Raw genomic sequence first — 24,776 nt, forward strand, 5'->3', positions numbered from 1 at the left:
AAACCCCACCATGAACAAAAAACTGATCACCGAGACGGCCTCGACGGTTAACGGCAACGTCTCCTTCTGGTTTGCCGAGGACGGGCTGCCCGCGCCCCGGCCGGCCCTGGCCGGCGACACGACGGCCGATGTCGCCATCGTCGGCGCCGGCTACACCGGGCTGTGGACGGCGTACTACCTCAAGAAGGCCCGGCCGGAGCTGGATATCGTCGTGCTCGAGAGCCGCTTCGCCGGCTTCGGCGCCTCGGGCCGCAACGGCGGCTGGCTGACCAACAGCATCACCGGCGGCCGCGGCCAGTACGTCAAGGCGCACGGCCGTGCGCTGGTGGGCCGCTTCCAGACGCTGCTGAACGAGACGGTGGACGAGGTTATCGCGGTCGCCGGTGCGGAGGGCATCGACGCCGGTGTCCGCAAGGGCGGCGAGCTGAATGTGGCCCGCAATCCGGCCCAGCTGGAACGGCTTAAGGCCCTGGCCGCAGCCGAGGCCGAGTGGCCCGAGGCCGGCGTCCGCCTGCTGAGCGCGGCCGAAAGCAACGAGCGGGTCCGGATTGCCGGCCCGCTCGGCGCCGTCCACCAGCCGCACTGTGCCCGAATCCATCCGGCCAAGCTGGTGCGAGGGCTGGCGGAAAGGGTGGAGGCCTTGGGCGTGCGCATCTACGAGGACACCACCGTCACCGAAATCAGCCCCCGGCTGGCGCGGACGGAGAGGGGTGATGTCCGGGCCGAGTACATTCTGCGGGCGACGGAGGGCTTCACCGCGAACCTGAAGGGCTCGCACCGCGAATGGCTCCCGATGAATTCGTCGATGATCGCCACCGAGCCCCTCGGAGACGACGTCTGGGCGGCGATCGGGTGGAATGAGTTCGATACCGTGGGCGACATGGCGCACGCCTACATGTACGCCCAGCGCACGGCCGATAACCGGATTGCGCTCGGCGGGCGCGGCGTGCCCTACCGGTTTGGCTCCAAGACGGACACGGACGGGGCCACCCAGCCCGAGACGATCCAGAACCTGGCCGCGATCCTGCACGAGATGTTCCCGGCCACCCGCGGCGCACGGATCGACCATGCCTGGGCCGGTGTGCTGGGAGTCCCGCGCGACTGGAAGGCCACCGTCGGCCTGGATCGGGAGACCGGCATCGGCTGGGCCGGCGGGTATGTCGGCACCGGCGTGACCGCGACGAACCTGGCCGGCCGCACGCTGCGGGACCTGGTGCTGGATACGGAGAGCGAACTGACCACCATGCCGTGGGTGAACCGCCGGGTGCGCACCTGGGAAGTGGAACCCCTGCGCTGGATTGCCGTCCAGGCCATGTACGCGGCGTACTACGCCGCGGACAAGTCGGAGAACTCCGGCCGCACCTCAACCTCCCCCATTGCCAAGGCCGCAGACCTCATCTCCGGCCGCGCCTGAAGTACTTCGCGCTGGTCGGGCGGCGCGAGCATGCCCTGCCCGACCAGCGCGGCCCACCCCTTGGAAAGGATCAACCATGTCCATTGACACCATTCACCTCCCGGCGGCGCCCCACGCCGCGCTCGGAGCGCCCGAGCCCAAGCCCACGGCGGTCACGGAGGGGCAGCAGGAGGCATCGCGCGAAATCTGGAGCGCGGACAGCCTCAACGTGGGCATATGGGAGTGCTCCCCCGGTTTGTTCACCGCGGTGCGGGACGGCTACCACGAGGTCTGCCAGATCCTGGCCGGGCGGGTCACCATCACCGCCGAGGGGCAGAAGCCGGTGGAAGCCAGCGCCGGCGACACGGTCGTCATGCCCGCCGGCTGGAAGGGCACGTGGGAAGTCCACGACACCGTCCGCAAGACCTACATCACTCTGGACGGGATCGGCGGCCGGTAGCCGCTCAGCCCTCGAGCCCGCCCTTGGGCAGGGTGAGGTCGTCGTTCTTGGACAGCTCCTCGACGTTGACGTCCTTGAATGTGATCACACGGACGGATTTTACGAACCGGGCGGAACGGTAGACGTCCCAGACCCACGCGTCCTGCAGGGTCAGGTCGAAGTAGATCTCGCCGTCGGCAGAGCGCGCCTGCAGGTCCACGTGGTTGGCCAGATAGAAGCGGCGCTCGGTCTCTACGACGTAGCTGAACAGGCCGGCGACGTCGCGGTACTCCCGGTAGAGCTGCAGCTCCATGTCGGTCTCGTAGTTCTCAAGGTCTTCGGCGCTCATGTATCCATCCTGCCCCAGATTGCCCCGCGGCGTTTACTCCGCGAGTTCGACGGCGGGCATCAGCGGTTCCTCGGGGGTCAGCCGCCAGCTTCGGCGGTGCAGCTCCGAGGGACCGATGCCAAGCAGGGCGGCGCGGTGCGCGGCGGTGGCGTAGCCCTTGTTGATGTCCCAGGCGTAGTCCGGATAGTCCGCGGCGTAGCCGGTCATCATCGCGTCGCGCTCCACCTTCGCCAGCACGCTGGCCGCGGCCACGCTGAGGCACTGCAGGTCCGCCTTGATCCTGGTCCGGACCGGCGCGTCGCAGCCGGGCTGCGTGACGTCGTCGAAGAGCGACGGCTCCCCCGCCGACAGCCAGTCGTGGTTGCCGTCGAGGATCACGATGTCCGGGCGCGCGGTGGCCAGGACCTGGCCCCAGGCCCGCGCGCCGGCCAGCCGCAGGGCCGCCATCAGGCCCAGCGCATCGATTTCGGCCGCGCTGGCATGCCCCACGCCGTAGGCCGTCGCCCACTTGTGGATCTTAGGCACCAGGGCCACCCGGTCCGCCGGGCTGAGCAGTTTGCTGTCGCGGACGCCGCGGATCTGCTTGGCCGAGGTCGCGTCGATGGCCACCATCCCTACGCTGACCGGTCCGGCCAGGGCCCCGCGGCCCACTTCGTCCGCACCGGCGACCAGCCGGTGGCCCGCCTCCGCAAAGGACCGCTCGAAGCGCAGCGTGGGGTTCCTGCCGGTCACGGCGCCTCGTCCTGCCGGGCCAGGGCCGGCTTCCCGCCGCCGGACGCTTCGGACGGTTCCGGGACGCCGTCGAACACCTCGGGGTAATTGCCCAGGAAGCCCAGCCGGTCCAGCGGCCAGGCGATGACGCTGGCCTTGCCCTCGACGGACTCGAGGTCCACGAAGCCCCTCGACGCCTCGTCCTGGTGTTCGCGCGAGTCCGCGGAATGGTTCCGGTTATCGCCCATGACCCAGATTTTACCCTCGGGCACCGTCACGTCGAAGGGAATCCGGGTGTTGTCCGAGCCCGGCGCCAGGTAGGGATCCTCGTCCAGCGGCTCCCCGTTGACCGAGATGCGGCCATCGGCGTCGCAACAGACCACCTGGTCGCCGCCCAGGCCAATGACGCGCTTGACCAGGTGCTGCTGGGATGCGTCCGGCATCAGCCCGACGAAGGTGAGGATCTGCTGGAACCAGTTGCCTTCATCCGCCCCGTTCGGCGGCAGCCAGTTGAGCTTGTCCTGGAAAACCACCACGTCGCCGCGGCTGAGCTCAAACGGCTGCGGGACCAGCAGGTTCACGAAGATCCGGTCGTCGACCTCGAGCGTGTCCTCCATCGAGGTGGACGGGATGAAGAAGGCGCGGAAGAGGAAGGTCTTGATCAGGAAAGAAAGGACGACGGCGACCGCGACAATCGTGGCGATCTCCTTCAGCCACGACAACAGGGAGTTCCGTCCGGCGTTCTTCCGTTCGCTCTGCCGTTCGCGCTGGCGTTCGCGCTTCCGCGGCCCGGAGGCATCCGGCTGGTACCCGCCAGTGTCCTTCGGGTCCTGGTCCATACTCACTATCCTCGATTCTCCGCTGGCTGGGCATCCAACTGTATCCGCTCCAGCCCGGACACCCGGTCGAGCGGCCAGATGATGCTCAGCGGGCGGCCAATGACGCGCTCGACGGGGACCATGCCCCCGCCGGGCGCGCCGAGGAGGGCCCGCGAATCGGCCGAGGCCGACCGGTGGTCCCCCATTAACCACAATCTATCCTTGGGCACCTGGACCGAGAACTCCACCTCGCTGGGCGCGTCGCCGGGAAAGAGGTAATCCTCCTCGACGGGCTCGCCATTGACCAGCAGCCGCCCGTCCGGGCCGCAGCACTCGACCGAGTCCCCCGGCAGGCCGATCACGCGCTTCACGTAGATGGTGTCGCTGCCGGCAATGCCCAGCCACTGGCCGGCCTGCTGCGCGGCGTCCACGAACGGGGACTTGCCGCTGTTGAAGGGCGCGAACGAGCCCCGCCCGTCGAAGACCACCAGGTCGCCCCGCCGGATCCCGCCGAAGTGGTAGTCGGTGCGGGAAACCAGGACACGGTCGCCGGTCTCCAGCAGCGGCTCCATCGAGCCGGACGGGATGTAGTACACGTCCAGCAGCGTGGCGCGCACGACGGCGCTGAGCACCACGGCGCAGGCGACGACGGCCAACACAAAACGCCAGCCCGGAAGTCCGGGCCGGCGTCTTGGTTGTTCCCCCGAGGCTTCGGGGGAACCAGGGAGGTGCTGCACTGGTTAGGTCAAGAAGCTGCCGGTGGGCAACTTTACTTGGCGGTGCCGAAGTCGCGCTTCTCCTTGATGCGGGCTGCCTTGCCGTGGCGCTTGCGCATGTAGTACAGCTTGGCGCGGCGCACGTCGCCCTTGGTGACGACCTCGATGTGGTCGATGATCGGGGAGTGTACCGGGAAGGTACGCTCCACGCCCACGCCGAAGGAAACCTTGCGGACGGTGAAGGTCTCGCGGACACCATGGCCCTGGCGGCCCATGACGAAACCCTGGAAAACCTGGATACGGGCGGTCTTGCCTTCGATGATGTTCACGTGCACCTTGACGGTGTCGCCGGCGCGGAACTCGGGAACGTCGCTGCGCAGCGATGCTGCGTCAACAGAGTCGAGGATATGCATTTCTCACTCCTGGTGAACGCCACAGGTCATTCACTTTGGTCACGGCAGGACGGTCAGGCGGTGCCTGCAACGGTCGCTGCCGAAATTCAGGAAACCGGCCATCCGGGAATCGGCGGCCGGAGAGTCCGGCTGTTGGCGACGCTCCCCCTGTGGCAGGAACGTGCCCAGCGGACACAATCCTCTATTTTGCCACACGGCAGGGCCCAAGCTCTAATTCCGCCGCCGCCCAAGCCCTACATGCCGCCCCAGCCCTACATGCGGCGCGGCTGAAGCTCCGGGTGCGCCGAATCCGGCACGACCCGCTCGGGCGTGACGGTGTAACCGAGTTGGGCCAGGGTGGCGCGGTCCTGCTTGTTTAGGGTCTCCGGATCCAGGTCCAGGACCAGGTCCGGGCGGCGCGCGGCGGTGCGGCGCAGCTGTTCGTCGCGGCGGTGCCGGGCAATCTTGGCGTGGTTTCCGCTGAGCAGCACGTCCGGGATACCGCGGCCGCGCCACTCGGAGGGTTTGGTGTAGACCGGATACTCCAGCAGCCCGTCCGAGTGGGACTCCTCCACCAGCGAGTCGGGGTTGCCGACGACGCCGGGGACCAGCCGGCCCACGGCCTCGACCATCGCCAGCACCGCCACCTCTCCCCCGTTCAGCACGTAGTCGCCGAGGCTGACCGGGCGGACCCGGAAATGCCCGCCCGCCCAGTCGAGGACTCGCTCGTCGATGCCTTCGTAGCGGCCGCAGGCGAACACCAGGTGGTCCTCGGCGGCCAGTTCGTAGGCGAGGGCCTGGTTGAAGACCTCGCCGGCCGGGGACGGGACGATCAGGACGGGCCGGGCGGCGGCCGGTTTGGGGACCGTGTCCGCGGCGGAATCCTGGGGCGCCGGCAGCAGTTCACCGGGGCCCGCGGCGACGACCGACTCGAGCGCCTGCGCCCAGGGTTCGGGCTTCATGACCATGCCGGCGCCGCCGCCGTACGGGGTGTCGTCGACGGTGCGGTGGCGGTCGGTGGTGAAGTCGCGCAGGTCGTGGACCTGCAACTGCAGCAGCCCGTCCTGGCGCGCCTTGCCGATCAGCGACAGATCCAGCGCGGCCAGGTACTCCGGGAAGATGCTGACGACGTCGATGCGCACCTAGCGCTCCCCCTCGCCGTCGTCGGGGGTCTCCTGCGCATCCGGCGAGTTCAGCTCGAACAGCCCGGCCGGCGGGGTGAGCCGGACAAAGCCGGCCTCCACGTCCACCTCCGGCACGATCTCCTCGACGAACGGCACGAGGACTTCCCCGCCGTCCAGGTCCTCCACGACCAGCAGGTCCTGGGCGGGCATGGTGTTCAGGCCGGAGACCTTGCCGACCACGTCTTCCCCGATGCGCACCTCGAGGCCGACGAGCTCGTGCTCGTACCACGCGTCGTCGTCGTCCTCGACATCCTCGGTGTCGACGAAGAGCCTGGCGCCGCGGAGTTCTTCGGCGCCGTTGCGGTCGGCGACTTCATGGAAACCCAGCAGCAGGATGTCCTTGTTCCAGCGGGCACTGCGCACCGTCAGCGGCCCCAAACCGGCCGGCTCCACGGTCAGTTCGACGTCGGGGACGAAGCGATCGGCCGGAGCGTCGGTCAGCACCTGCACCGTGACCTCGCCCCGGATGCCGTGCGGCTTGCCGATCCGGGCAACTTGTACCTGCATGCAGACTCCTTTGGAAGAAAAACGTCCGGCCCCTGGACCATTATCTGGTACAGGGGCCGGAGGCTATGGAATGGGTGCCCGGCTCGATGCCGGGCAGGCGCCGATCCGGATCAGCGGCGGCGGTCGGTATCGACCACATCCACGCGGACCTGGTCATCGGCCAAGGCGTTCACCACGGTGCGCAGTGCGCGGGCGGTGCGGCCCTGGCGGCCGATGACGCGGCCCAGATCCTCCGGATGAACACGCACCTCGATGATGTCACCGCGGCGGTTGCTCTTCTGCGTTACCTTGACGTCGTCAGGACTGTCAACGATCCCGCGGACCAGATGATCGAGCGCTTCGGCCAGCATTACTCAGCCTTTTCGGCTTCGTCTGCGGCTGCTTCCTCGGCCGGAGCCTCGGCAGCTTCTTCCTTCTTGGCCTTCGGGGTGATGGCCTCGGGGACGATCACGGAGTCCTTTTCGGGAGCCACGAAGGCTTCCTTGGCAGCCTTGGTCTTGAGGGTGCCTTCCTGGCCCTCAATGCCCTTGAACTTCTGCCAGTCGCCCGTGATCTTGAGCAGAACTTCGGCCTGCTCGGTCGGCTGGGCGCCGACGCCGAGCCAGTACTGGGCACGCTCGGAGTTGATCTCGATGAACGAGGGCTCCTCGGTCGGGTGGTACTGCCCGATCTCCTCGATGGCACGGCCGTCGCGCTTGGCGCGGGCATCCATGACAACGACGCGGTAGTGGGCAGAGAACTTCTTACCGAAGCGCTTAAGGCGAATCTTTACGGCCACTGTTGTGGTCACTCCTGGTTCTGAAAATGGGCGAACCCGTATGTCTGCTCCCGTGGGGCGGGCCATGGTTGGGGTTCAAAGGACAAGATACACACGCGGAGAGAGGGGCCGCGCAGATCGAGTACCTGTCTATTGTGCCAGATGGGAACCAATCCGCGCGACTTGGCGACGGCGGCGCGTTGCCACCGGTTCGGCGGCAGGCACTTCAGGCCGCTCGACCCGGGAAACGTCAGGCTTCGGCGGTCGTGGACCAGACGTAGAGCTGCTGGCGTTCGGCCTGCTCCGCCAGCGACGCCAGCTGTGCAATCCGGCGCACGTTGTCTTCGGCGATGGCCCCGCTGAACGGCATGTCCTCTTCCGCGGCCCACCGCGAGGCAACCTCCGGGATCAGGGAGGCACCGTCGTCGTCGGTGTAGGTCAGCAGTTCGGCCAGCGACTGGACCATGGCATCCGGGGCCACCATCAGGTAGTCGCTGGAGACGTCGGCCATGTCCAGGGCCTCGCCGCCGGCGGCGCCGACGGCCTTCGCGGCCAGGCCGCCGAGGATCTCGACCTCCAGGTCGGTGACCCCGTTGAGGCGAAGGCTGGGCGCATCCTCGACCTCGGCCATCGGCCCGTCGGTTTCCCCGCGGGAGTCGACGCTGGCCTCAAGCTCGGCGGCGCGCCGGACGGCGACATCGTGGGTGGCGACGAAGATTTCGGTGGTTCCGGACATCTGCAGGTCCTTCCGCGGCTAGACCGAGTGGTACCTCTTCAGCCTAGCCGCACCGGGCGGGAATCCGCCTCAGCCGACGGCGACGCGCAGCTGGTTGCGCCACGGGTCCTCGAAGCGCAGCTCGGCCCCGGTGTGGTGGTGGGCGATGCCGGCGCTGGTGAGGCGTTCGGTCAGGGCGCCGACCTCATCCTCGGTCGGCACGTGGATCAGCACCTCGCCCAGGCCCAGGGTGTCCTTTCGCGGCCCTGCCCCGCGGCTGTTCCAGACGTTCATGGCCATGTGGTGGTGGTAGCCGCCGGCGGCGACGAACAGTGCCTGGCCGTGCCAGCCGGCGGTGCGTTCGAAGCCGAGGGTCTTCACGTAGAATTCCTCGGCGACGTTGGTGTCGCCGACCTGCAGGTGCACGTGGCCGATCCCGGCGCCGGCCTCGCGCTGGGTGGACAGCGACTCCTCGGTCAGGTGGCTCTGCAGGTAGGTCTGCGGGTTCAGGGCCAGGCTGTCCATGTGGACCTCCTTGCCGTCGGCGGTCTCGTTCCAGGACCACTGGTCGCGGGGGCGGTCCCAGTAGAGCTCGATGCCGTTGCCCTCCGGGTCGGTGAAGTAGAACGCCTCGCTGACCAGGTGGTCGGCGCTGCCGGCGAACCGGGAGGGGTCGGTCTGCGCCGCGGTGGCCACGGTGGCGGCCAGGTCCGACTGGTTCTCGAACAGGAAGGCGGTGTGGAAGAGGCCGGCTTCGCCGCGGGACGGCAGCTGCAGCCCGTTGGCCGGGGCCAGGTGGAGCAGCGGCGTGGTGCCGCGGCCCAGGTAAACCCCGCCGAGCCCCTCGGAGACCGGGTCCAGCCCCAGCGCCTGCTGGTAGTAGTTGGTCATGTTCTTCATGTCGCCGACCTTGAGCATCACGGTGCCCATGCTGAGGTCGGCCGAGAGCAGGTCCTGGGGGTTTACTTGAATGTTCATGCAATTAACAATACTTGAAGCTTCACGTTTATTCCAGTCCGAACGCCTGCCGGTGTATCAGTGGTCAGCGGCGGCGCCGGTACGCCAGGTAGCTGCCCAGGGCCACGTCTCCGGCCGCCTGCAGCACCAGCCCCAGCGCGCCCGCGCGCAGGAACCGGGAGCTCGCGGGCCGGCGTCCGGCGGCGCGCAACAGCAGGGCGGCGCCGGTGGCGGCCGCTGCGGCGCTGCCGGCCAGCAGGGCCGGGCGCGCGACGACGGCGCGCTGCCACGCCGCCAACGGGCCCCTGCCCTCGGCCGGAGTGCTGGCCAGTTCCAGCAGCGCCTTGCCGATGGACTGGACGGGAATCGATTCCATCCCGGGGACCCGGTCGGGCTGCAGCGACCCTTCGGCGAGCCGGGCGGCGATCGGCGGCAGTTGCAGCAACTGGCCGGCGCGGGCCAGGATTCCGGGCTCGTCCGGGGAGGACAGCAGGTCCTGCAGCCCCTCGACGGCGCCCGGCTCCAGGCCCAGCACATCGCTGAGCCGTTGCGTGTCGGGGCCTTCCGGGTGCACGATCCGGCCGAGCAGCCGCAGCGCCTCGGCGTCGGCCCGGGACGCCGAAGGGAACGGCTTGGCCGGTGCCTCCCAGGCGTGCCAGAAGCTGGTGTCCGGGTCGCTCCGCGTGCCCGGCAGCCATGCCTCGACGGCGCGGAAGCCGTCCAGGTCCATCAGCGCCACGATCGGTTTGGCCGAGGCCGGCCAGTTGTAGAGCCCGGGCGCGGCCTCCCCGTAGACCAAGACGATCCGCTGGCCGGGTGCGGCCCGGTCCGGCGCGCCCGGCGTGCCCGGCGTGCCCTGCGTGCCCGGCGCGCCCGGCGTGCCCGCATCGGGCTCCAGGACGTGGAGTTCCACGCCGTTGAGGGCGCCGAACATCATCAGGTCCTCGCGCCGGAACCGGCCCACCAGCACGGTGCGCAGCTCGGCGGCGTCCGGCGCTTCGAGCTCCTCGGCCTCGTCCGGTTCCGGCATCTCCTCCACTTCCAAAGCCGCGTCCGGTGCCGGTGCCTCGTATTCGATGCCGTCAATCTCCACGGCCGCCCCCAGGTCGGCAGAGAGCCCGCGGACCAGGGCCGCGACGTCGGGCCCGGGCACTGCCCGGCCGGCCGGATCCAGGACGGCGGCGCGCTGTTCCCCGTTCACGGCCAGGAGCACGGAGACAACGCTGTCGCCGGCCTGCGGGGCGCCGCCCGCGAAGGCACCGAGCAGCGAACGGTCGGTGAGCTGCTGCTGCAGGGCGGCCACGCCCGCTTCGTCCAGCGGCCACGGCCACCACAGCTGTCCTGACGCCGGTTCCCAGGCTGATTCATTCATAGCTCCACGCTAGCAACCTCTGATCAGTCCGGCAGTGTTGCCCCGGCCAGGAAGGCCGCCAGCAGGGCATGGCCCCGGTCCGTGTCCTGCGGGCGGTGGTGCCCGCCGGCGTGGCGGTGGACGGCGCCGGTCGCGGCCAGGTATTCGGCCACTTCCTCGTACAGCGGTTCCCAGCCGCCGGTGACCACCAGGGTGGGCAGGCCCGGGACGATGTGCAGCGGCGCCTGCCAGGGCGGCGCCTGCAGGCGGACCCGCATCGCCTGTGCCCGGTCCGCCACGGTGGCCAGCGGCAGCGCTTCGGCGCCGACCACCAGCCGGACGAGGGCGCGCTGGTATTCCTCGTCGGTCAGCTCCCGCCGCGCGTCGAACAACGGCTCCAGCCGCTCGCGGTAGGCACGGGTGGCCGGCAGGTCCGCGGTCAAGGACAGGCAGGCGGGTTCGAACAACGTGAGCGAGTGCACGCTGCCGGGGTGTTCGACCGCGGCCATCATCGCCGCGACGGCGCCCTGGGCGTGAGCGACGACGTGGGCACCCGGGCCGAGGTGCCGGCCGACGATCCGGGCGTCCTCGTCAAAGTCGGTCGGCCGGGGCTCAGCCTGCGGATCAAACCCGTGGCGGCGCAGGAACAGGCAGTCGTAGCGTCCGGCCAGGCGGTGCTGGCGCGGCCAGGCTGCAGCCCCGAAGCTGTCGGTGCCGTGGACAAAGACCACCCGCTCTCCGCTGCCACTGACTGCCATGGGAGAAATACTAAACGCCGGAACCCACGGTTCCCTTGGAGTCGCCGGCGGCCTCCGCCGCCCAGACGTGGGGCACCAGTTCTCGTTCCGGGACGCGCAACTGCCCGGTCCGCAGCGGCTGCCCGTGGCGCAGTTCAACCACGGTGAGCAGTTCGTGGGCCCGGAGCCCCGCGGCCAGCTGCGCCGATTGCGCCGGGTCCAGGACGGCTTCGGCCTGCTCGACGGGCAGGAAGACCGCCTGTCCCCCGGCACCGGCGGCGAGCGCACCGCCGTCGTACGTTCCGCCGTCGTACACGAAGGTAATGGCTTCCGCGGCTTCGCCGTCCAGCGGCTGGTAATCCAGTGCGAGGATGCGCCCGGGCGGTACGAGCAGGGAGGACTCGGCGAGCACCCGGGCCGCTGCCGCGCGCGGGTCTTCGCCCGGCCGGACAGGCGTCGCCGGCAGTCGGGGCCCGCCGGGATTGTCCACCAGCACCACGGAGCCGCCGACACTGCGCACGATCACCGCGACGGTGTCCCGCCGCTTTCCGGGCTGGCCGTCGTCGTCGCCGCGTGCCTGCTCTGCCACAAAACTCCTTCGCTGCGCTGCCGCCGGTGGCCGGTCGTCGCCGGGCGAATGGGCCGCCCGTGTTGAGGAGCCGCGTAACCCGCCGGTGCGAGTCCCCGTTGAAACGATTCGACAACCAGCTTACCTTCCGGAGCATGGAAAGCGCGGCGCGGCGTGGATAAGCGCCCTCGCCGGCCCACGGAAAATGCCCCGCCGGAAAACGACGGGGCATTTACCTGCCGCATTACAGCCTTCGCGGTACAGCTTCGGGGCTACTTGCCGAGGAACTTCTCGAATCCCTTGGGCAGGTTCAGCGCCGACGGGTCGAAGTCCTGCCCGTCCTGCGGGACGCCGAAGGCACTGCCGGCGGGAACGGAGGCCTTGTTCTTCCGGCGTTCCTCGGCCTCGCGCAGCTCCTGTGCCGCCTTGGCCGGGTTGCCGGAGCGGGCCTTCTTCTTGCCCTTCGCGGTTTGCTGCTTCTTCCGGGCGCCACCGAAGCCACCCGGCCCGGCCACGCCCGGCATACCCGGGATGCCGCCGCCCTGGGCCATCTTCTTCATCATCTTCTGGGCCTGGCCGAAACGCTCCAGCAGGCCGTTGACCTCGGACACGTGCACACCGGAGCCCTTGGCGATGCGGGCTCGGCGGGAGCCGTTGATGATCTTCGGGGCAACGCGCTCGTGCGGGGTCATCGACCGGACGATGGCCTCCACGCGGTCGATTTCCCGTTCATCGAAGTTCTCGAGCTGCTGGCGCATGTTGGCGGCGCCGGGCATCATCATGAGCATCTTCTTCATCGAGCCCATTTTGCGGATTTGCTGCATCTGGGCGAGGAAGTCGTCCAGGGTGAAGTCTTCCTGGTCGGCGAACTTCTGCGCCATCCGCTCGGCTTCGCCCTTGTCCCAGGACTTCTCCGCCTGCTCGATCAGGGTGAGCATGTCGCCCATGTCGAGGATGCGGTTGGCCATCCGGTCCGGGTGGAAGATCTCGAAGTCGTCCAGGTTTTCGCCGGTGGAAGCGAACATCACCGGCTTGCCGGTCACCGACGCGACGGAGAGCGCCGCGCCGCCGCGCGCATCGCCGTCGAGCTTGGAGAGGACAACGCCGGTGAAATTGACGCCTTCGTTGAAGGCCTGCGCGGTGTTGACCGCGTCCTGGCCGATCATCGCGTCGATCACGAAGAGCACTTCGTCCGGGTTGACGGCGGCGCGGATGTCAGCTGCCTGCTGCATCATCTCGGCATCGACGCCCAGCCGTCCGGCGGTGTCCACGATGACGACGTCGTACAGCTTTTGCCGCGCCTCGGCCACGCCGTCGCGGGCCACGGCCACCGGATCGCCGGTAACGGCGTCGAACTCGGACTGCACGCCCGGGTGCGGGGCGTAGACCGGCACGCCGGCGCGCTGACCGTTGACCTGGAGCTGGGTCACGGCATTGGGTCGCTGCAGGTCGGCCGCCACCAGCAGCGGGCTGTGGCCCTGGCCCTTGAGCCACTTGGACAGCTTGCCCGCCAGGGTGGTCTTGCCGGCACCCTGCAGGCCAGCGAGCATGATCACCGTCGGCGGGGTTTTGGCCAGCTTGATGCGCCGGGTCTCCCCGCCGAGGATGTTGACCAGCTCGTCGTTGACGATCTTGACGACCTGTTGGGCCGGGTTCAGGGCCGCGGAGACCTCTTCGCTGAGCGCGCGTTCCTTCACGTGGGCCGCGAACTCGCGCACCACGGGCACCGCGACGTCGGCGTCGAGCAGGGCTCGCCGGATTTCGCGAACGGTGGCGTCGACGTCGGCCTCGGACAGCCGTCCCTTGCCGCGCAGATTCTTGAAGGTCGAGGCCAACCGGTCAGAGAGTGAATTGAACACGCGCCGTGTCTACTTTCGTCGATCTGGTTCACAGTCCCCGGGCCGCGCCGGAGTTCAGCACTTAAGGGTATCAACTGGCGGTGGCAGCAGTCGCGCCGGAAATCGCGACCACTCGGCCGTCGGCTCATATCCCGCCGAGGAACCGCGGCAAGGAGGAACGCCGGTGGGGTGCGAGCTCGCCCGGCCCATGGACCGTTCCCCCTGCCGTACAGCCGTGGCAAGGTGGGAACGTGAGCGTTGAACAGACCCAGACACAGGAAAAGACCCAGCCCGAGGACGTGTCCGCCCCCGCTGCCGACGGGCCGCTGCAGATCCGGACGTTGCTGATTTTGGGGGCTTCCGGCGATCTGACCGGCCGACTGCTGCTGCCCGGGCTGGGCAAATTGATCGCGCAAGGCAGGACCAGCGGGCTGAAAGTAGTGGGCGCCGGGTCGGATGACTGGGACGAGGGCAGGTGGCAGGAACGCGTCCGCGGCGCCTTTGATTCCTGCGCGAGGGACGCGAACGACGACGGACGGCGGCAACTGCGCGAGGTCCAGGAAAACACGCGGTACCACTCGGTGGACGTGACGGCGGAGGGCGCACTGGCGGAATTGCTGGCCGCGCTGGATGGCCCGGTGGCCGTGTTCTTTGCCCTGCCGCCCGCGGTCAGCCAGAAAGCCTGCGAGCTTCTCCGGCCCGAGGACGTGCCGGAGGGAACACGGCTGGTGTTGGAAAAGCCGTTCGGCTCCAGCCGTGAATCGGCCGCATCGCTGAACAAGACGCTGTTGAAGCTGGTGCCGGAGGACCATATCCATCGGGTGGACCACTTCCTGGGCAAGGCAACGGTCTTCAACATCCTCGGCCTGCGCTTCGCCAACCGCCTGCTGGAGCCGCTGCTCAGCAATGAACATGTGGCGAAAGTCGAGATCTTCTACGATGAGGGGCTGGCCTTGGAGGGTCGTGCCCGTTACTACGACGGGGCCGGCGCGCTGCGTGACATGATCCAAAGCCACTTGTTGCAGGTGATGGCGCTGACCGCCCTCAACGCCCCGGCCACCATCCATGAGCGGGACCTGCGCGACCATATCGGCAGCGTCCTGCGCGCCAGCAGCGTCAACCCGGATTTCGGCAAGAGCACTCGACGTGCCCGCTACACCGCCGGCAGGATCGGCGACCGCGACACCCCGGACTACGCCGACGAACAGGGCGTGGACCCGGCCAAGAAGACCGAAACCCTGGCCGAGGTTGAAGTCTCGATCAACAACTCCCGGTGGTCCGGCGTGCCGTTCATCCTCCGCTCGGGCAAGGCTTTGGGCAAGCCGCAGAAGGAAGTAATCATCACCTTTAGGCCGGTCAACCACCTGCCGACGGGCTTCAAGGGCATCGACGCCCCGACGCGGCTGCGGATCGGGCTCGGACCCGAAACCCTTCAACTTGAGATCGATGTGAACGGTCCCGGGGACATCTTCACTCTGGACCGGGCGGTCATGAGCGCCGACCTGCACTCGGCCGATCTGTTGCCCTACGGCGAAGTGTTGGAAGGCGTGCTGCGCGGCGACCCGCTCCTGTCCGTCCGCGGGGATACCGCCGAGGAGTGCTGGCGGATAGTCGAGCCCGTGCTGAAGGCTTGGGAAAAAGACGAAGTGCCGCTGGAAGAGTACGAAGCGGGCAGCAACGGCCCCGCCGGTTGGTCAACTTCCCGGAGCGACAGGCCGCTCCCCTGACGGAGATGCAGGCCGCCAAGTAACTAGAACGGGCGGCGGGGTGTCTAGAACGGCGGCTGAGTGTTGTCCCATGGGCCGTCCGGCGCTTCGTCGCCGCCGGTGTCGCCCTCGCCGCCGGTACAGCCCCGGGGACTTTTGGCCCCGTTGCCCGGGCTTTCCGTGGCTTCTTCTGCGCCGGGGGCTGAGGGGAGCGTGAGTGTCCAGCCTTGGTCGGGGGTGGTGGTGTGGGTGTGGCCGGAGCGGGTGGTGAAGTGGAGGGTCCCGTCGCTGTCTTGGGTGACGGTTCCGCCGCCGTGGTGTTTGGTTTTGTGCCCGGGTTTGCACCTGGCGCTGAGATTTTCCAAGACTGTTTTGCCGCCGTCTTCCCAGGCGATGGTGTGGTCGATGTCGCATTGGTCTGCGGGGACGGTGCAGCCGAAGTCCCGGCAGTGGCGGTCGCGTAGCCGGACGAGGCGTTTGAGCCATTCGGGCGGGTGGCGCAGGTCTTTGGCGACGGCGGCTGCCTTGCCATAGTCATCGGTGAGCACGATCAACCAGGATTTGGCGAGCGCGGCAAGGTCGCGGGTCATGCCCGGCGGGATCGGCCCGTAGCCGGTGAAGTCGCCGGGTTCTTCGGAAAGGCGCAACAAGGTGGCGAGGGGTGCGGTCACGGCGACGGACGCGGTCACGTTCCCGGCACCGCAGCTACAGGGCCCCTGCCCTGCCGTCCCTCCGGCTGCCGTGTTTCGGGCGGTGCACGCCGCAACTCCTGTGTCCGGAATTTCTGGGCCGGTTCCTTTGGTGCTGCCCGGTAGAGTCCCGGCGGCTGCGGACCCGGTTGCGGCAGCAGTTCCGGACTGGGCCGTTTCCCGCGGGTTGGCTGCGGTTTGGGTGGCCGCTGTTCCGCAGTTGTCGGTGGCCGTCTGGGTGGCGGCTGTGTCGCCGGCGGCGGGTCCGGTGTCTGTGTCTGTGGCGGTGGCCGTGGGCTGGTAGGCGTGGCCGGGGTAGCGCAGGAGCATGTCGGTGAACACGTCGGCGCGGAGTTGGCCCAGGGTGCGGGTTTCGTCGACGGTTTGGAGTTTGCGGGCGTGGGCCTGCATCAGGTTGTAGGCGAGCAGCGCTTTGTCGGCGCTGGTGCGGATGTAAAGTTCGGCCATCCCGTCGTCCTGGGGCTGGTAGTGGACGGTGCGGCGTTCCATCGCGGCCCGGTGCCGGATCTCGAGGGATTCGGGGTGCAGCCGGTCGCGGACTGTGCGGGCCCTGGCCTGGACGGATTCCAGGGTGATAATCCCGGCGCCGGGAACAACGCGGGCTTCATAGCCGGCCAGGACCTCGGGCGGCAGGCCGGCGCCTTTGCGGGCGATGGCGGTGGCGCGGGGCAGGTCGAGGTCGCCGGCGTCGAGGGCGGCGAGGGTGGCGGGCAGGCAGGTGGCGATCTGGTGTGCGTCGGCCAGTTCCGCGGCCGCGCGTTGGCGGGGCACGGCCAGGATGGGTGCGAGCTCGGCGGCGGCGTGCCGGCAGATCCCGTCCGGTGCCCCGGCGTCGGGCCCGGTTGCCGGGCGGAGCACCGCCAGGCGGTGCACGGCCCGCAGGCGGCGGGACTGGGTCCAGGCCTCGTGTTTGCGCACCGCCTGAAGGTAGTCGAGGGTCGACCAATCGTCCAGAGCCGCCGGGTCCGTACCGGCGAGCAGGCCGGCCAGTTCCGCCGGTCCCAGCTCCCGCCAGTCGTCCGCCCACCCCCGCGGGACCGGTACCGGTTCGGCGGCACCATTGTCGGGCCCGGCACCGTCGTCGGACGCGGCAGGGGTACCGGAGTGATCCTCCGGCTCCTGTGCCTCGTCGAACGGTTCCGCTGCCATACTTCAACGCTACGCAGCCCACGCCCCGGGTAGAACGAATCTTCGAGGAAAGTGCATAACCTGCCATCGACAGCTGCCTGTGGAGGACAACTCAGCCGGCCAATGGCTGAACGGGGAACCGTCATTCCCCTGTGTAGGACAACTCAGCGTTCGGACGGCTGAACGGGGAACCGTCCTTCCCTGTGGAGGACAACTCAGCCAGCCAATGGCTGAACGGGGAACCGTCCTTCCCTGTGTAGGACAACTCAGCAGGCTAACGGCTAAACGCGAAGCAGACGGGTGCGTCTTGAGGGGAAACCAGCCCACCGTCATGCGACGAAACCGCGGCACCGCCGCGGTTTCCGGGCCGCCGCAGACACCGCGAGTGCACCCGCGCACAGGAACCGGTTGCTCCGGACGCCGCAGGGGCGGCCGGAACAACCGGGCCAGGGAAATCTGCCAAAGGTTCCAGTCCTAGATGGCAGCCTCGCCGCGTTCGCCGGTTCTGACGCGGACCGCTTCCTGCACATCCACCAGCCAGACCTTGCCGTCGCCCGCGCGGCCGGTGTTGGCGGTGGCCACGAGGACGTCGACGATGTCGTCGGCCAAATCGTCCCCCACCAAGACCTCGACGCGGACCTTGGGCAGCAGGTCCACCGTGTACTCGGCGCCGCGGTAGACCTCCGTGTGGCCGCGCTGCCGCCCGTACCCGCTGGCCTCACTGACGGTCAGCCCTTGGACCCCATAGCTTTCCAAGCTGTTGCGGACTGCCTCCAGCTTTTCCGGCCGGATGATTGCGGTGACCAGTTTCATGCGTTGACCTCTTCCTTGATCGTGCTGCGGGCGCTGGGGTCGGTTGCCGGGTGCGGGATGAATGTTCCGCCGGTGCCCAGGCCGCCGAATTCGTAGGCGGATTCGGCGTGCTGGGCGAGGTCCACGCCGGTGACCTCATCCTCTGCAGTCACCCGGAAGCCAAGGGTCTTGTGGATCGCCAAGCCGATGATCAGGGTCAGCACGCCAGAGAACACCATGGAGACCAGCGCCGCCACGGCCTGCGCCCCCAGTTGGGCGACGCCGCCGCCGTAGAAGAGACCACCGCCTGCACCTTCGACCGGCAGGGCGATGAAGCCCAGGGCCAGCGTTCCGACCAGGCCGGCAACCAGGTGGACGCCCACCACATCCAGCGAGTCGTCGTAGCCCAGCCTGTACTTCAGCCCCACCGCCAGCGCGGCCAGCACGCCCGCCACCAGGCCCAGACCCACCGCCCCCAGAGGGGATACGTTGGCGCAGGCCGGGGTGATGGCCACCAGACCCGCGACCACACCCGAGGCCGCCCCGAGGGACGTGGGGCGGCCGTCGCGGAGGCGCTCGGTCACCAGCCAGCCCACGATGGCGGCTGCCGGGGCGGCCATGGTGTTGACCCAGATCAGCCCGGCTTCCTCCGCCGTGCCCGCCGCTCCCCCGTTGAATCCAAACCAGCCGAACCACAGCATCGCTGCGCCGATCATCACCAGCGGGATGTTGTGCGGGCGCTGTGCAGGGTCCTTGCCGAAGCCTCTGCGCTTGCCCAGAATCAGGGCCAGGACCAGGCCCGCTACACCGGCATTGATGTGCACCACCGTGCCGCCGGCGAAATCGATCGCCTCCCCGGCCCAGGCGCCGATGGCTCCCTCGGCCCCCAGCAAGCCGCCGCCCCAGACCATGAAGGCCAGCGGGCAGTAAACCAGCGTGACCCAGACCGGCACGAAGACCGCCCAGGCGCTGAATTTTGCCCGGTCGGCGATGGCGCCGGAGATGAGTGCCACCGTGATGATCGCGAACGTGGCACCGTACCCGGCGCTGATCAGGTCAGGGGTGCTAAGCAGCCCTTCCAGGCCGAACGCGGCGAACGGATTGCCGAAGAGCTGGGCCACGCCCTCGCCCCCGCTCATCGAGTAACCCCACAGCACCCAGACCACCGCCACCAGCGCGACGGCGGAAAAGCTCATCATCATCATGTTCAGGGCCGATTTGGCCCGCGTCATCCCGCCGTAGAAGAATGCCAGTCCCGGCGTCATGAGCAGCACCAAGGCCGCCGAAATCATTACCCAGACGTGACCTGCCGACAGATCCATGTTTCACGTCCCCTCGTTCGTTGGCGGGTAATTTCCCACCGATGAACCAAGACTGACGACGGCGTGTTTCGGCCAGCAGGATGCTTCATTGCGGCCGCGTTACAAGAAGCCCGCGCAGGTAAAACCGGTGCAACCGGCGTGTTTCGGCAGTGTTTCGCGCGGCACCGAGAGCGGCACAGAGCGGCGGCACAGAGCGGCGGCACAGAGTGGCATAGAGGACGACGGCGGTGCGCGGCCCGGCGTTGACACCGAGCCGGCGCGCGGGTCGGGCTACGCTGGTTGGCATGCCAGTTTTCCGCCGCACGGCGCGTCAGTTTCGCCTGTCCGGCCACCAGCGACCGGGCAAGCCTGCACCCACTCCGATTCCGCGCGACATCAAGGTCCTCGTTGCCGCTGCCTTCGTCATCGCGCTGGGATACGGACTGGTGGCGCCAGTCCTGCCTCAGTTCGCCGCGAGTTTCGACGTCGGAGTCGCGGCTGCCAGCATCATCGTCAGCGTGTTCGCCCTCGCCCGGCTGGTCTTCGCGCCGGCGGGCGGCGCCCTGGTGGGCCGCTGGGGTGAACGCCGGGTCTACCTGACCGGGCTGCTGATAGTCGCCGCTTCGACCGGCGCCTGCGCGCTGGCGCAGGACTACTGGCAGCTGCTCATCTTCCGGGGCCTGGGCGGCCTCGGCTCCACCATGTTCACGGTGTCGGCCATGGCGCTGATCCTGCGGCTGGCCCCGCCGGACGGCCGCGGCCGGGTTTCCAGCCTGTATGCCGGCACGTTCTTGATGGGCGGTATCCTCGGCCCGGTGGCCGGCGGCCTGCTGGCAGGATTCGGGCTGCGGATGCCGTTCGTGGTCTATGCCCTCGCGCTGCTCGTGGCGGCCGCCGTCGTCGCCGTCATGCTCAAGAAACCCGCCGCCCGCACGGCCAACGACGCTCCGGCTCCCGAGGCGATGGATCTGCGCGAGGCGCTCTCGGACCCGGGGTACCGGGCCGCCGTCGTGTCCGCCTTCGCCAACGGCTGGGCCACGTTCGGGGTCCGCATGGCGCTGATTCCGCTCTTCGCCGCGGCTGTGCTGGGCGCTGGCCCGGAGACCGCCGGGCTGGCGTTGGCCGTCTTCGCGGTCGGCAACGCGCTGGCGCTGACCTTCTCCGGCCGCCTCTCGGACACCGCCGGACGCCGCCCCCTGGTGGTCGCCGGGCTGACCGTGGCCGGGCTCGCGATCGCAGCCATCGGGTTCACCGAGTCCGTTCCGGTGTTCGTCGCAGCTTCGGTCATCGCCGGTTTCGGGTCCGGACTGCTCGGACCGGCGCAGCAGGCCGCCGTCGCGGACATCATCGGCAACGACCGCAGCGGCGGCAAGGTGCTGGCCGTCTTCCAGATGGGCACCGACGCGGGCGCGATCATCGGCCCGGTCTTGGCCGGAGCGCTCGCCGACCGGCTCAACTACGCCTGGGCCTTCGGGGTCACCGGCGCGATCATGCTGGCGGCGGCGCTCCTGTGGCTGCTCTTCGGCCGCGAGACGCTGGTGAAGCCCCAGGAGGAACCTGCGGCGGGCTGATCCCGGCAGCGAACAACCCTGGAAACAGCTGTTAGCCCCACCTGGATTCCAGCGGTAGCCAGGCGCCGCGTTCGCCGCTAGTCTCTGATCCATGACCGTTGGGGGACGCGTTGTGGCGGCGGTGGCCGTCGTGTTTTGGGCCGTACTGCCCGGGTTCGGACTGACCGACTTGTCGACCATGTTCGTCGAAGATTCCTATTTCGCCGAGGTTGCGGCGCTGGAAACCAGCTGGGGCGTGCTCACCACCTTCGCCGTCGCACTGGCTTTCGGCTGGGCGGCGTTCCGGCCAAGGGACATCGCGCCGGTGCTCGCCCTGCTGTGGCTGACGACGGCGGCGCTCCTCTTGGGTGCCCTGCTCGGCGCGAGCCCCGGACCCGTGGTGATGGCCGCGGCACTCGGCATCATGTCCTGGGGCCTGTGGTGGTCGTCCCGGCGCGCCGGGACGCGCTTTTCGGCGCCGCGGATGGCGGTGGACTGGCCGCTGATGGTGCTGGCCGTGCTGGCCCTGCCGTTCTGGGCCGCCTACGCCTGGTACGCCGTCGGGGTCTCGCGTGCCGCGGGCTCGAAACCCGAGTACTGGACCATGGGCATAGACCACTGGCCGGTCCAAGGCGCCCTGGGCATCACGCTGGCCGCCGCCGGCCTGCTGCACGCGCTCTGGCCGCCCGCACGCGCATTGCTGCGCACCGTGCTGGCCTTCAGTGCCGTCTCGCTGGGCACCAGCTGGCTATTGGGGCCGGAAACAGGAGGCAGCGTCGACGTCACAGTGCTGGCCGTCGCGGCCCTTGTCTGGGGGCTGCTCATCGCGCTGCGTGTCGCGGGCCCGGAGTCGGCCGCCGGTGAAAAACCCGTCACGGCGGCCGGGGTGGTCAGCGACGGGCACACGACCGAGAGTGACGCATGACTGGCAGCGACGGGCACCGGCCGGACAGCGACCGGCGCCCGTCCGGCAGCAACGCCCGTTTGGCGGACCAGACCAGCTGGCGCTAGTTCAGCAGAGCGTCCACGAAGTCCTCGGTCTCGAACGGCGCCAGGTCGTCGGCGCCTTCGCCCAGGCCCACCAGTTTCACCGGCACGCCGAGGCTGCGCTGGATGGCGACGACGATGCCGCCCTTGGCGGTGCCGTCCAGCTTGGTCAGCACGATGCCGGTGATGTTGACGACGTCGGCGAACACCTTGGCCTGGTTCAGGCCGTTCTGGCCGGTGGTCGCGTCCAGCACCAGCAGCACCTCGTCCACCGTGGCCTGCTTCTCGATCACGCGCTTGACCTTGCCCAGTTCGTCCATCAGGCCCACCTTGTTCTGCAGGCGCCCGGCGGTATCCACCATGACCACATCGACTTCCTGCTCGATACCGGCCTTTACCGCCTCGAAGGCGACGGACGCGGGATCCGCGCCATCGACGTCGGACTTCACGGTGGGCACGCCCACGCGCGATCCCCAGGTGGCCAGCTGCTCGGCCGCGGCCGCACGGAAGGTATCCGCCGCACCGAGGATCACGTCCTTGTCCTCGGCCACCAGCACGCGGGCCAGCTTGCCCACCGTGGTGGTCTTGCCGACGCCGTTGACGCCCACCACCATCATCACCGCGGGGCGGTCGGCATGGCGCATCACGGCCAGCGATCGGTCCATGGACGGGTCCACAAGCTTGATCAGTTCCTCGCGCAGCATGGCCTTGACCTGCTCCGGGCTGCGGCTGCCCTCCACCTTCACGCGGTCCTTGAGCGCGTCCACGAGTTCCATCGTCGGCTCGGTGCCCAGGTCGGCCAGCAGGAGCGTCTCTTCGATTTCGTCCCAGACGTCGTCGTCGATCTTGTCGCTGGCGAGCAGCGCCAGGAGCCCCTTGCCCAGGGCGTTGTTGGACTTGACCAACCGGGCGCGCAGCCGGGACAGGCGGCCCTGCACCGGCGCCGGCGTCTCCACCGGGATGGTCTCCAGCGCGGCGGCGTCCTCCGGAATTTCGACGTCGGCCGGCGGCAGTTCCTCCTCGGTCGGTGCGCCGAGGGGCGGTGCGGGGGCCGTCTGTCCGCGGGGCGCTTCCAGGGTGCCGGTACCGCCCCCGGTCGGCGGCATGGCCGGGTCGTTCGCGTCCCGGGTGGTGGTGTATGTGCCGGGCGGGGTCCTGCGGCCCCGCAGCAGCAGCGTTGCCACCAAACCGATGACGACAATGGCGATAACTACGTAAATGATGATCATGGTTGCGTCCACGGTTCCTAGCCTAGCCGCTGACCGTTCCGCGTCACGGGTCGGGCGGCGCGGCCGGACATCCACGTTCCAAGGCCCGGCGCAGCGACTGTACGATCGACGCATGAAGCCGTTCCTGCTCCTGGCCACGCGCGCCGAAGACACCGCAGCCGATGAGGAGTACGCGGCCTTCGCCCGTTTTGGCGGCCTGGAACCGGGCCAGTTGCAGCGCGTGCGGCTGGAGGCCGGACCAATGCCGGCCATCGATCTGGACGATTACAGCGGAATCATCCTCGGCGGCAGCCCGTACACCTCCAGCGACGACGACGCGTTCAAGTCCGCCGCCCAGCTGCGCGTCGAGGCCGAGCTGGAGCAGCTGCTCGACACCGTCGTCGCCCACGATTTCCCGTTCCTGGGCGCCTGCTACGGCGTCGGCACCCTGGGCCGGTACGGCGGCGGCGTGGTGGACCGGCAGTACGGCGAGCCGATCGGCGAGGCGCAGATCGTGCTGACCGACGACGGCGCCGCCGATCCCCTGCTGGCCGGCCTGCCCCGCGAGTTCGGCGCCTTCGTGGGCCACAAGGAGGCATGCTCGGTGTTGCCCGCGGGCGCAGTGCGCCTGGCCGGGTCCGAGCACTGCCCCAACCAGATGTTCCGGCTGCAGGACAACCTCTACGCCACCCAGTTCCACGCCGAGTTGGACGTCGACGGCCTGCTGACCCGGATCTGGATCTACCGGGACGCCGGCTATTTCCCGCCGGACCAGGCCGATGCCGTCATGGGACGGGTGCGCGGACGCACCGTGACGATCCCGCAGCGGATACTTCGCAACTTCGTCACCCGCTACGCCACCGACCGACACAGCACCCACCGAACCCCACGAACCCCACCGGAACGAGGAACCGAATGAGTTTGAAAGAGCAACTGCAGGCCGACGTCGTCGCCCACATGAAGGCAGGGAACAAGACGGCCCTGACCACGGTGCGCAACGTTTTGGGCGAGATAGCAACCAAGGAAAAGTCCGGCAAGACGCCGGTGGAGCTGGACGATGCCCAGACCACCGCGCTGCTGCAGAAGGAAGCCGCCAAGCGCCGCGACACGGCCCGCATCTACGCGGAAGCCGGAGAGCCGGAGCGGGCCGCCGCGGAAATCGCGGAAGCCGAGGTCATCGAGGCGTACCTGCCCCAGCCGCTCACCGAGGCCGAGGTCGCGGAGATCGTGGACAACACCATCGCCGGGCTCAAGGCGGACGGTGCGGAGCTGTCCATGCGGCAGATGGGAGCCGTGATGAAGCCGGTCACCGAGAAGGTGGCGGGCCGCTTCGACGGCAAGGCCGTCAGCGAGATGGTCCGCGGGCGGCTGGCGGGGCAGTAACCAAAGCGGTGAAAGGTCAGTCCGCCAACTCGGGCGGCCAGACGATCCGGAAGCGCTCGAACACGACTTCGTTGTCTCCGCGCCACTCGATCCCCTGCGCGGCACAGACCCGCTTCCAGTAGATCAAGTGCTGCTCCAGCCAGGTCGAGCGCTGCCGGTCGTCTTCGGCCTCATCCCAGGCGAACGCGTCGTCCACGCTGTCCGGCGGCCCCAGCCGAAGCTCGGTGGAGCGCAAAATGACCCGGGGCTTGCCCGAGCCGTCGCAGGCCACCCAGTGGTCCCCGATCCGCGGAAGCCGTTCCCCCTGCCGGTGGAATTCGGCCACCAGCGCGGCCGTGGCGCGCTTCGGGCCGGCGATGACCAGCCCCAGCAGCGCGTCCGCGAGCGCGGCACTGTCGCCGAAATGGTCGACGACGGCTTCCTCACCGGGGCTGATGGCTTCCGGCCGCGCGGCTGCGTACTCACTCCACATCTGCAGGGCGGCATCACGGTCGGGGCTGGCGCACGGTGTAGTCACCGTCGAATCCTAGCGGGATGGCCGCCCCCGAAGGATCCTGGGCGGGTGGTTGGCGCCGGAAA

27 protein-coding genes are annotated in these 24,776 nt (G+C 69.0%); 7 read left to right on the plus strand and 20 right to left on the minus strand.

The window, feature by feature from the left end; genetic code table 11:
- The first annotated feature begins 10 nt into the window (after nucleotides 1-10).
- Both AC5RVG_RS00300 and AC5RVG_RS00305 read left to right on the plus strand, forming a co-directional pair.
- Nucleotides 11-1,414, plus strand: coding sequence for an NAD(P)/FAD-dependent oxidoreductase (locus AC5RVG_RS00300; protein WP_494012300.1), 1,404 nt, complete (start codon nucleotides 11-13; stop codon nucleotides 1,412-1,414).
- Between the two features lie 76 nt (nucleotides 1,415-1,490).
- Nucleotides 1,491-1,853, plus strand: coding sequence for a cupin domain-containing protein (locus AC5RVG_RS00305; RefSeq protein WP_494012301.1), 363 nt, complete (start codon nucleotides 1,491-1,493; stop codon nucleotides 1,851-1,853).
- 4 nt (nucleotides 1,854-1,857) lie between these two features.
- Here the strand turns inward: AC5RVG_RS00305 and AC5RVG_RS00310 are convergent, their stop codons facing one another.
- The 15 genes from AC5RVG_RS00310 to ffh form a co-directional block, all read right to left on the minus strand.
- On the minus strand, nucleotides 1,858-2,181 hold the full coding sequence (locus AC5RVG_RS00310; RefSeq protein ID WP_494012302.1) for a DUF2469 domain-containing protein: 324 nt from the start codon (nucleotides 2,179-2,181) through the stop codon (nucleotides 1,858-1,860).
- A 33-nt stretch (nucleotides 2,182-2,214) separates the two neighbouring features.
- Entirely contained in the window at nucleotides 2,215-2,913 is a 699-nt protein-coding gene (gene rnhB, locus AC5RVG_RS00315; protein ID WP_494012303.1) for a ribonuclease HII, read from the minus strand.
- A complete protein-coding gene (gene lepB / locus AC5RVG_RS00320; RefSeq protein WP_494012304.1) occupies nucleotides 2,910-3,731 on the minus strand; it encodes a signal peptidase I in 822 nt (273 codons plus the stop codon). The genes rnhB and lepB (AC5RVG_RS00320) overlap by 4 nt, the downstream gene beginning before the upstream one ends.
- A gap of 5 nt (nucleotides 3,732-3,736) precedes the next feature.
- The gene (gene lepB / locus AC5RVG_RS00325; protein WP_493999963.1) at nucleotides 3,737-4,447 is read right to left on the minus strand and encodes a signal peptidase I; all 711 of its coding nucleotides are present in this window, start codon (nucleotides 4,445-4,447) and stop codon (nucleotides 3,737-3,739) included.
- Nucleotides 4,448-4,479: 32 nt separating this feature from the next.
- Nucleotides 4,480-4,839, minus strand: a complete 360-nt coding sequence (gene rplS / locus AC5RVG_RS00330; protein ID WP_493941266.1) for a 50S ribosomal protein L19 — start codon at nucleotides 4,837-4,839, stop codon at nucleotides 4,480-4,482.
- A 251-nt stretch (nucleotides 4,840-5,090) separates the two neighbouring features.
- Nucleotides 5,091-5,960 carry a tRNA (guanosine(37)-N1)-methyltransferase TrmD gene (gene trmD, locus AC5RVG_RS00335; protein WP_494012305.1) on the minus strand — a complete coding sequence of 290 codons (870 nt, stop codon included), beginning with the start codon at nucleotides 5,958-5,960 and terminating at the stop codon, nucleotides 5,091-5,093.
- Nucleotides 5,961-6,509 carry a ribosome maturation factor RimM gene (gene rimM / locus AC5RVG_RS00340; RefSeq protein WP_494012306.1) on the minus strand — a complete coding sequence of 183 codons (549 nt, stop codon included), beginning with the start codon at nucleotides 6,507-6,509 and terminating at the stop codon, nucleotides 5,961-5,963. It lies immediately after the preceding gene.
- 110 nt (nucleotides 6,510-6,619) lie between these two features.
- A complete protein-coding gene (locus AC5RVG_RS00345) occupies nucleotides 6,620-6,859 on the minus strand; it encodes an RNA-binding protein (protein WP_493977361.1) in 240 nt (79 codons plus the stop codon).
- Complete coding sequence (rpsP, locus tag AC5RVG_RS00350) at nucleotides 6,859-7,287, minus strand: 30S ribosomal protein S16 (protein ID WP_493977360.1); 429 nt, start codon at nucleotides 7,285-7,287, stop codon at nucleotides 6,859-6,861. The genes AC5RVG_RS00345 and rpsP overlap by 1 nt, the downstream gene beginning before the upstream one ends.
- Before the next feature lie 229 nt (nucleotides 7,288-7,516).
- Nucleotides 7,517-8,002 carry a hypothetical protein gene (locus AC5RVG_RS00355; RefSeq protein ID WP_493999966.1) on the minus strand — a complete coding sequence of 162 codons (486 nt, stop codon included), beginning with the start codon at nucleotides 8,000-8,002 and terminating at the stop codon, nucleotides 7,517-7,519.
- A gap of 69 nt (nucleotides 8,003-8,071) precedes the next feature.
- Nucleotides 8,072-8,959: a VOC family protein gene (locus AC5RVG_RS00360; protein WP_493999967.1), complete on the minus strand. Its 888-nt coding sequence runs from the start codon at nucleotides 8,957-8,959 to the stop codon at nucleotides 8,072-8,074.
- Between the two features lie 64 nt (nucleotides 8,960-9,023).
- Nucleotides 9,024-10,310: an eL24 family ribosomal protein gene (locus AC5RVG_RS00365; protein ID WP_494012307.1), complete on the minus strand. Its 1,287-nt coding sequence runs from the start codon at nucleotides 10,308-10,310 to the stop codon at nucleotides 9,024-9,026.
- Between the two features lie 23 nt (nucleotides 10,311-10,333).
- Nucleotides 10,334-11,047 (minus strand): alpha/beta hydrolase, encoded by a 714-nt coding sequence (locus AC5RVG_RS00370; protein ID WP_494012308.1) that lies wholly within the window; start codon nucleotides 11,045-11,047, stop codon nucleotides 10,334-10,336.
- A gap of 10 nt (nucleotides 11,048-11,057) precedes the next feature.
- Entirely contained in the window at nucleotides 11,058-11,615 is a 558-nt protein-coding gene (locus tag AC5RVG_RS00375; protein ID WP_494012309.1) for an NUDIX hydrolase, read from the minus strand.
- A gap of 251 nt (nucleotides 11,616-11,866) precedes the next feature.
- Nucleotides 11,867-13,453, minus strand: a complete 1,587-nt coding sequence (ffh, locus tag AC5RVG_RS00380) for a signal recognition particle protein (RefSeq protein WP_494012310.1) — start codon at nucleotides 13,451-13,453, stop codon at nucleotides 11,867-11,869.
- Nucleotides 13,454-13,764: 311 nt separating this feature from the next.
- Here ffh and AC5RVG_RS00385 point away from each other — a divergent pair, with 311 nt between their 5' ends.
- Complete coding sequence (locus AC5RVG_RS00385) at nucleotides 13,765-15,159, plus strand: glucose-6-phosphate dehydrogenase (RefSeq protein WP_494012981.1); 1,395 nt, start codon at nucleotides 13,765-13,767, stop codon at nucleotides 15,157-15,159.
- A 44-nt stretch (nucleotides 15,160-15,203) separates the two neighbouring features.
- On the opposite strand, the gene AC5RVG_RS00390 is transcribed toward AC5RVG_RS00385, so the two are convergent.
- The 3 genes from AC5RVG_RS00390 to AC5RVG_RS00400 all read right to left on the minus strand — a co-directional run bounded on the left by AC5RVG_RS00390 (nucleotide 15,204) and on the right by AC5RVG_RS00400 (nucleotide 19,090).
- Nucleotides 15,204-16,997 carry an HNH endonuclease signature motif containing protein gene (locus tag AC5RVG_RS00390; protein WP_494012311.1) on the minus strand — a complete coding sequence of 598 codons (1,794 nt, stop codon included), beginning with the start codon at nucleotides 16,995-16,997 and terminating at the stop codon, nucleotides 15,204-15,206.
- A gap of 453 nt (nucleotides 16,998-17,450) precedes the next feature.
- A complete protein-coding gene (locus tag AC5RVG_RS00395) occupies nucleotides 17,451-17,789 on the minus strand; it encodes a P-II family nitrogen regulator (protein ID WP_493999973.1) in 339 nt (112 codons plus the stop codon).
- Nucleotides 17,786-19,090 carry an ammonium transporter gene (locus tag AC5RVG_RS00400; RefSeq protein WP_494012312.1) on the minus strand — a complete coding sequence of 435 codons (1,305 nt, stop codon included), beginning with the start codon at nucleotides 19,088-19,090 and terminating at the stop codon, nucleotides 17,786-17,788. Before AC5RVG_RS00400 ends, AC5RVG_RS00395 begins: the two co-directional genes overlap by 4 nt.
- A 284-nt stretch (nucleotides 19,091-19,374) precedes the next feature.
- On the opposite strand from AC5RVG_RS00400, the gene AC5RVG_RS00405 reads away from it, so the two are divergent.
- Nucleotides 19,375-20,640, plus strand: a complete 1,266-nt coding sequence (locus AC5RVG_RS00405; protein ID WP_494012313.1) for an MFS transporter — start codon at nucleotides 19,375-19,377, stop codon at nucleotides 20,638-20,640.
- Between the two features lie 91 nt (nucleotides 20,641-20,731).
- Nucleotides 20,732-21,544, plus strand: a complete 813-nt coding sequence (locus tag AC5RVG_RS00410; protein ID WP_494012314.1) for a hypothetical protein — start codon at nucleotides 20,732-20,734, stop codon at nucleotides 21,542-21,544.
- An 82-nt stretch (nucleotides 21,545-21,626) separates the two neighbouring features.
- Here the strand turns inward: AC5RVG_RS00410 and ftsY are convergent, their stop codons facing one another.
- On the minus strand, nucleotides 21,627-22,835 hold the full coding sequence (gene ftsY / locus AC5RVG_RS00415) for a signal recognition particle-docking protein FtsY (protein WP_494012982.1): 1,209 nt from the start codon (nucleotides 22,833-22,835) through the stop codon (nucleotides 21,627-21,629).
- Between the two features lie 112 nt (nucleotides 22,836-22,947).
- On the opposite strand from ftsY, the gene AC5RVG_RS00420 reads away from it, so the two are divergent.
- Nucleotides 22,948-23,733, plus strand: a complete 786-nt coding sequence (locus tag AC5RVG_RS00420) for a glutamine amidotransferase (protein ID WP_494012315.1) — start codon at nucleotides 22,948-22,950, stop codon at nucleotides 23,731-23,733.
- Nucleotides 23,730-24,197, plus strand: coding sequence for a GatB/YqeY domain-containing protein (locus tag AC5RVG_RS00425; RefSeq protein ID WP_494012316.1), 468 nt, complete (start codon nucleotides 23,730-23,732; stop codon nucleotides 24,195-24,197). The genes AC5RVG_RS00420 and AC5RVG_RS00425 overlap by 4 nt, the downstream gene beginning before the upstream one ends.
- A 16-nt stretch (nucleotides 24,198-24,213) precedes the next feature.
- Here the strand turns inward: AC5RVG_RS00425 and AC5RVG_RS00430 are convergent, their stop codons facing one another.
- A complete protein-coding gene (locus AC5RVG_RS00430) occupies nucleotides 24,214-24,714 on the minus strand; it encodes an ASCH domain-containing protein (RefSeq protein WP_494012317.1) in 501 nt (166 codons plus the stop codon).
- Between the last annotated feature and the right edge of the window lie 62 nt (nucleotides 24,715-24,776).

This window comes from Arthrobacter senegalensis (genome assembly GCF_059091765.1).

Coding starts and splice junctions, on each gene's coding strand:
- AC5RVG_RS00300 (WP_494012300.1), top strand. CDS start 11: ATGAACAAAAAACTGATCACCGAGACGGCCTCGACGGTTAACGGCAAC.
- AC5RVG_RS00305 (WP_494012301.1), top strand. CDS start 1,491: ATGTCCATTGACACCATTCACCTCCCGGCGGCGCCCCACGCCGCGCTC.
- AC5RVG_RS00310 (WP_494012302.1), bottom strand. CDS start 2,181: ATGAGCGCCGAAGACCTTGAGAACTACGAGACCGACATGGAGCTGCAG.
- lepB (WP_494012304.1), bottom strand. CDS start 3,731: ATGGACCAGGACCCGAAGGACACTGGCGGGTACCAGCCGGATGCCTCC.
- rplS (WP_493941266.1), bottom strand. CDS start 4,839: ATGCATATCCTCGACTCTGTTGACGCAGCATCGCTGCGCAGCGACGTT.
- rimM (WP_494012306.1), bottom strand. CDS start 6,509: ATGCAGGTACAAGTTGCCCGGATCGGCAAGCCGCACGGCATCCGGGGC.
- AC5RVG_RS00345 (WP_493977361.1), bottom strand. CDS start 6,859: ATGCTGGCCGAAGCGCTCGATCATCTGGTCCGCGGGATCGTTGACAGT.
- AC5RVG_RS00355 (WP_493999966.1), bottom strand. CDS start 8,002: ATGTCCGGAACCACCGAAATCTTCGTCGCCACCCACGATGTCGCCGTC.
- AC5RVG_RS00360 (WP_493999967.1), bottom strand. CDS start 8,959: ATGAACATTCAAGTAAACCCCCAGGACCTGCTCTCGGCCGACCTCAGC.
- AC5RVG_RS00365 (WP_494012307.1), bottom strand. CDS start 10,310: ATGAATGAATCAGCCTGGGAACCGGCGTCAGGACAGCTGTGGTGGCCG.
- AC5RVG_RS00370 (WP_494012308.1), bottom strand. CDS start 11,047: ATGGCAGTCAGTGGCAGCGGAGAGCGGGTGGTCTTTGTCCACGGCACC.
- AC5RVG_RS00390 (WP_494012311.1), bottom strand. CDS start 16,997: ATGGCAGCGGAACCGTTCGACGAGGCACAGGAGCCGGAGGATCACTCC.
- AC5RVG_RS00395 (WP_493999973.1), bottom strand. CDS start 17,789: ATGAAACTGGTCACCGCAATCATCCGGCCGGAAAAGCTGGAGGCAGTC.
- AC5RVG_RS00400 (WP_494012312.1), bottom strand. CDS start 19,090: ATGGATCTGTCGGCAGGTCACGTCTGGGTAATGATTTCGGCGGCCTTG.
- AC5RVG_RS00405 (WP_494012313.1), top strand. CDS start 19,375: ATGCCAGTTTTCCGCCGCACGGCGCGTCAGTTTCGCCTGTCCGGCCAC.
- AC5RVG_RS00410 (WP_494012314.1), top strand. CDS start 20,732: ATGACCGTTGGGGGACGCGTTGTGGCGGCGGTGGCCGTCGTGTTTTGG.
- ftsY (WP_494012982.1), bottom strand. CDS start 22,835: ATGATCATCATTTACGTAGTTATCGCCATTGTCGTCATCGGTTTGGTG.
- AC5RVG_RS00420 (WP_494012315.1), top strand. CDS start 22,948: ATGAAGCCGTTCCTGCTCCTGGCCACGCGCGCCGAAGACACCGCAGCC.
- AC5RVG_RS00425 (WP_494012316.1), top strand. CDS start 23,730: ATGAGTTTGAAAGAGCAACTGCAGGCCGACGTCGTCGCCCACATGAAG.